The 4,752-nt window shown below is 68.2% G+C and carries 4 protein-coding genes; 2 read left to right on the top strand and 2 right to left on the bottom strand.

Annotated features, from left to right (window positions below; all coding sequences use genetic code 11):
• Both cutA and VI238_RS09440 read right to left on the bottom strand, forming a co-directional pair.
• On the bottom strand, positions 1-170 hold a 170-nt coding region (cutA, locus tag VI238_RS09445; RefSeq protein ID WP_331650738.1), incomplete at its 3' end, for a divalent-cation tolerance protein CutA.
• Between the two features lie 104 nt (positions 171-274).
• The gene (locus VI238_RS09440) at positions 275-2,509 is read right to left on the bottom strand and encodes an endonuclease (RefSeq protein WP_331650736.1); all 2,235 of its coding nucleotides are present in this window, start codon (positions 2,507-2,509) and stop codon (positions 275-277) included.
• A 241-nt stretch (positions 2,510-2,750) separates the two neighbouring features.
• On the opposite strand from VI238_RS09440, the gene groES reads away from it, so the two are divergent.
• Positions 2,751-3,041 (top strand): co-chaperone GroES, encoded by a 291-nt coding sequence (gene groES, locus VI238_RS09435; RefSeq protein ID WP_182532647.1) that lies wholly within the window; start codon positions 2,751-2,753, stop codon positions 3,039-3,041.
• Positions 3,042-3,105: 64 nt separating this feature from the next.
• Positions 3,106-4,752, top strand: coding sequence for a chaperonin GroEL (gene groL, locus VI238_RS09430; RefSeq protein WP_331650732.1), 1,647 nt, complete (start codon positions 3,106-3,108; stop codon positions 4,750-4,752).

Raw genomic sequence — 4,752 nt, 5'->3', positions numbered from 1 at the left:
AGCAGCAGCACCTCGGTGTCCACATGGACTTCGCCGTGCCAGCGGTACGTCGACGTCATGCCCGGCAGTACCTGCACGCACGCGGCGAGGCGTTCATCGACGAGCGCGCGCGCGATGCGTGCGGCGCCGTCCGCGTCGGGGCAACTGCAGTGGACGACGATGGCGGGCATGGCGATCGGCGGGGAATCGGGCCGCCGATCATCGCACGGAGGCCGGACGCGCGCAGCGCGGCCGGCCCATCGCGTCACCGAGGGAGCGCCGGAAGGCGCTCTGCTCAGTGCACGGTCGCTGCCGCGTCGAACCCGCTCGCGAAGATCGCGTCGCTCGGCGCGACCGGCTCGCACACGGCGGGCTCGCTCGACTCGAACAGCGCGCGCGTCGCCCATTCCGGATGGTCGACGAACGGGTTGCGATTGCCCTGGAAGCCCTGGATCACGTCGTTTCGCGCGACTTCCTCGGCGTCCGGCGGGTCCTGCACGTGCCATTCGAGCAACGTCGCGAGGATGCCCATGTACGCCTTCGCCGCGGTGTTGCTCGTGATCGCGATGAGGCTGCGGTCGTCGGTGAGTTCGAGGTCGGGGATCACGCCGTCGTGCGCGGACTCGGCGGCGATGCCTTCGTAGCGGATCGCCATGTAGAACATCGCGCGCGCCATCTCGCCCTTGCGATGGTTCCAGACCTCGAACGAACCCGCGTTGCCGTCGGGCGAGCGCACCCAGTTGGAATTGCCCGGGTACGTGCCGCTGCCGCCGCCGACGCCGTTGTTCGCTTCGGTCGGGAGCTCGGTGCAGCCGCTCGCGCAAACGTCGAACGGCTTGTTGCCGCGGCTCGCGTTCTGGCTCGTGTCCGACAGCCACAGCATGTGCGTGTCGGTGTACGCGGCGAGGCTGCTGTTGGCGAAGCCGAGGGAGTTCGGCCAGGTGTGCTCGCGGTTGTAGGTGATGCCGCCGCCGGTGCCGGCGCGGTCGCTGCCGATCGTGTACGAGCGGTTGCGGTAGACGTCGATCATCTTCGTCGCATCGTTCGGGTCCTGCTGCGCGACCTCGAGGATCGTCCACGTGCTGGTGCCCGAGCCGCTGTACGGATAGACGGTGTGGCCCTTGATCGTCTGGTGCAGCGAGCAGCGCAACTGTTCGGGGCTGACCGGGTTCACGTGCGCGTAGTAGTCCTCGAGCGTGCCGGTGGCGACCTGGAACGCGACGACGACGTCGGCCGTCATCGCGACGGAATCGAGGTCGTGCACGCCGCTCGCGCCGATCGTGAACGTGCAGCCGCCGCCCGCGGGCAGCACGGTCGCGGGCGTGAGCGTGCGCGTGGCGCCGCTGCCCGATTCGTCGAGCGCGATCGGCGTCGCGTCGCAGGTCAGCGCGAACGCGCTCGAGGTCGTCACCGGTTCGCTGAACGTCACGCGCATGTCGCTCGCGATCGCGACGCTGGTCGCGCCGTTCGCGGGTTCGGTCGAGATGACCGTCGGCGGCGTCGTCGCCGGGTCGAGCGTCGTGAACGTGACCACGTAGTCGGCTGCGAGCGGATCGGGCGTGCCGTCGACGTCGGCGACATGCGCGGCGAGGATCGTCCAGGTGCAGCTTTCGTTCGCGGCGAACGCGGGCGACGGCGTCAGTGTGTACGTCACCGGGCCGCCGCTGGCGGTCGCCGTGTGCGTGCCGGAGACCGAACAGACGAGCGAGTACCACGGGTCGCTCGTGGCCACGGCTTCGCTGAAGGCGACGGCGAGCGTCGCGTTGGTCGCGACGCCGCTCGCTCCCGCAGCGGGCGTCGTCGTCGCGACGCCGGGCGGTACGTCGACCGGCGGGTCGCCCGCGATCGCGAACTGCACGTCGTCGATCGCGAGGCCGTCCTCGGCGCCCGCGATGTCGGCGTCGACCCAGCGCACCCACAGGTGCGCGCCGGGCGCGAGCGCAAGGCCGGCGATCGTGCCCGCGACGGCGACGCGATTCGCGGCGAGGTTGCCGTCGAGCGCGCCGACCGCGGCGGATGTGTTCGGCGAAGCGAAGTCGAGCGCATCGACATCGAGCCAGCTCGCAGCTGCATCGTTCAGCGAGGTCGCATCGACGCTGTACTGGAAGTCGAGGCGGTCGCTGCGACCGGCCGCGCCGAGGCGCCATTGCTCGCCCGCGTAGTTCACGTCGACATGGTCGACGACGAGGTCGCTGTCGTTGCCGAGTTCGGCGCCGACCAGCGGCTGCAGGGAGCCCGACCGCAGCACGCCGAGCGCGCGGTCGCCGCTGCCGCCGGAGCCGTAGCTGTACGTGTTGCCCGCTGCAGTCGCGCCGGCGTCGGCGGCATAGGTGCCGTTCGCATTCGTGCCGGACTCGACGAAGTGCCAGCCCGCAGGCAGCGTCGAGCCGGTGCCGTTCGCGGCGAGGGTGTCGAAATGCTCGACCGCGGGCGCGCCGCCGACGAGCGACACGTACTGCGCGCGCGCGTCCTCGGTCGGCGCGAGGAAAAGAAGGAGTGCGGCGCCGAAGGCGCCCTTGCCGTACTGCATGCGGATTCCCCAGGACGAAGACCGGCGCACCACGCGCCTGGCTGCGGCCGGGAATATAGCCATCACGGGTGACGACTGCCGCCGTGCTCTTGAATCACCGGCGAGGAGCGCCATCTGGGACGCGGGCCATCGACGCCCCCTTTCGCGGGGTCGGCTTCGCCGCTAAAATTGGCACTCAGCACGACCAAGTGCTAACAATTTTTCGTTAGTCCTTCAACATCAACCTGTTACGGAGACACCCATGAAGCTTCGCCCGTTGCACGATCGCGTGATCATCAAGCGTCTGGAAGCCGAGACGAAGTCCGCCGGTGGCATCGTGATCCCCGACGCCGCGGCCGAAAAGCCGGTCAAGGGCGAGGTCCTCGCCGCCGGCACCGGCAAGATCCAGGAAGACGGCAAGGTCCGCCCGATGGCGGTCAAGGTCGGCGACATCGTGCTGTTCGGCAAGTACTCGGGCACCGAGGTCAAGGTCGACGGCCAGGAACTGCTGGTCATGCGCGAAGAAGACCTCATCGCCGTCGTCGAGAAGTAAGCAGGCGCCGCGCGCCGCGCTTCCCGCATTCCCCTCCAGACACTCTTTCAAGGACATCGATCCCATGGCAGCCAAAGAAATCCGTTTCTCCGAAGACGCGCGCGCGCGCATCCTGCGCGGCGTCAACACCCTCGCCAACGCCGTGAAGGCGACCCTCGGCCCGAAGGGCCGCAACGTCGTGCTCGAGAAGAGCTTCGGCTCGCCGACGATCACCAAGGACGGCGTGTCCGTCGCGAAGGAGATCGAACTGGCCGACAAGTTCGAGAACATGGGCGCGCAGATGGTCAAGGAAGTCGCTTCCAAGACGTCCGACGTCGCCGGTGACGGCACCACGACCGCGACCGTGCTCGCGCAGGCGCTGATCCGCGAAGGCCTCAAGGCGGTTGCCGCCGGCATGAACCCGATGGACCTCAAGCGCGGCATCGACAAGGCCGTCATCGGCGCGGTCGAGGAGCTCAAGAAGCTCAGCAAGCCGTCGGCGGACAGCAAGTCGATCGCCCAGGTCGGCACGATCTCCGCGAACGGCGACGACGCGATCGGCAAGCTCATCGCGCAGGCGATGGACAAGGTCGGCAAGGAAGGCGTGATCACGGTCGAGGAAGGCTCGGGCCTGGACAACCAGCTCGACGTCGTCGAAGGCATGCAGTTCGACCGCGGCTACCTGTCGCCGTACTTCATCAACAACCAGCAGAGCCAGCAGGTCGAGCTGGAAGACCCGTACATCCTCCTGCACGACAAGAAGGTGTCCAACGTGCGCGAGCTGCTGCCCGTGCTCGAAGGCGTCGCGAAGGCGGGCAAGCCGCTGCTGATCGTCGCCGAGGAAGTCGAGGGCGAAGCGCTCGCGACGCTCGTCGTCAACACGATCCGCGGCATCGTCAAGGTCGCGGCCGTGAAGGCGCCGGGCTTCGGTGACCGCCGCAAGGCGATGCTCGAGGACATGGCGATCCTGACCGGCGGCCAGGTGATCTCGGAAGAGGTCGGCCTGCAGCTCGAGAAGGCGACGCTGAAGGATCTCGGCAAGGCGAAGAAGGTGATCATCTCGAAGGAGAACACGACGATCATCGACGGCGCTGGCGAAGCGGGCAACATCCAGTCGCGCATCAAGCAGATCAAGGCGCAGATCGAGGAGACCTCCTCCGACTACGACCGCGAGAAGCTGCAGGAGCGCGTCGCCAAGCTCGCTGGCGGCGTGGCCGTGATCAAGGTCGGCGCGGCGACGGAAGTCGAGATGAAGGAAAAGAAGGCGCGCGTCGAAGACGCCCTGCACGCGACGCGTGCGGCGGTCGAGGAAGGCGTGGTCCCGGGCGGCGGCGTCGCGCTGATCCGCGCGCTGGCCGGCATCGCCAAGCTCAAGGGCGACAACGAGGACCAGAACCACGGCATCCAGATCGCCAAGCGCTCGATGGAAGCGCCGCTGCGCGAGATCGTCACGAACGCCGGTGAAGAGGCGTCGGTGATCCTGAACAAGGTGGCCGACGGCAAGGGCAACTTCGGCTACAACGCCGCGACGGGCGAGTACGGCGACATGGTCGAGCTCGGCATCCTCGATCCGACCAAGGTCACGCGCACCGCGCTGCAGAACGCCGCGTCGATCGCCGGCCTCGTCATCACGACGGAAGCCATGGTCGCCGAAGCGCCGAAGAAGGAAGAAGCCCACAGCCACGGCCCGGCCGGCGGCGGCATGGGTGGCATGGGCGGCATGGATTTCTGA

The sequence above is a fragment of the Dokdonella sp. genome (assembly GCF_036518555.1).
GTDB lineage: Bacteria > Pseudomonadota > Gammaproteobacteria > Xanthomonadales > Rhodanobacteraceae > Dokdonella_A.
Note: the sequence above shows the minus strand (reverse complement) of the source record. Positions and strands in the feature narration are given on the sequence as shown.

Excerpts from the sequence above, each read along its gene's own strand:
- VI238_RS09440 (WP_331650736.1), bottom strand. The coding sequence starts at position 2,509 with ATGCAGTACGGCAAGGGCGCCTTCGGCGCCGCACTCCTTCTTTTCCTC.
- groES (WP_182532647.1), top strand. The coding sequence starts at position 2,751 with ATGAAGCTTCGCCCGTTGCACGATCGCGTGATCATCAAGCGTCTGGAA.
- groL (WP_331650732.1), top strand. The coding sequence starts at position 3,106 with ATGGCAGCCAAAGAAATCCGTTTCTCCGAAGACGCGCGCGCGCGCATC.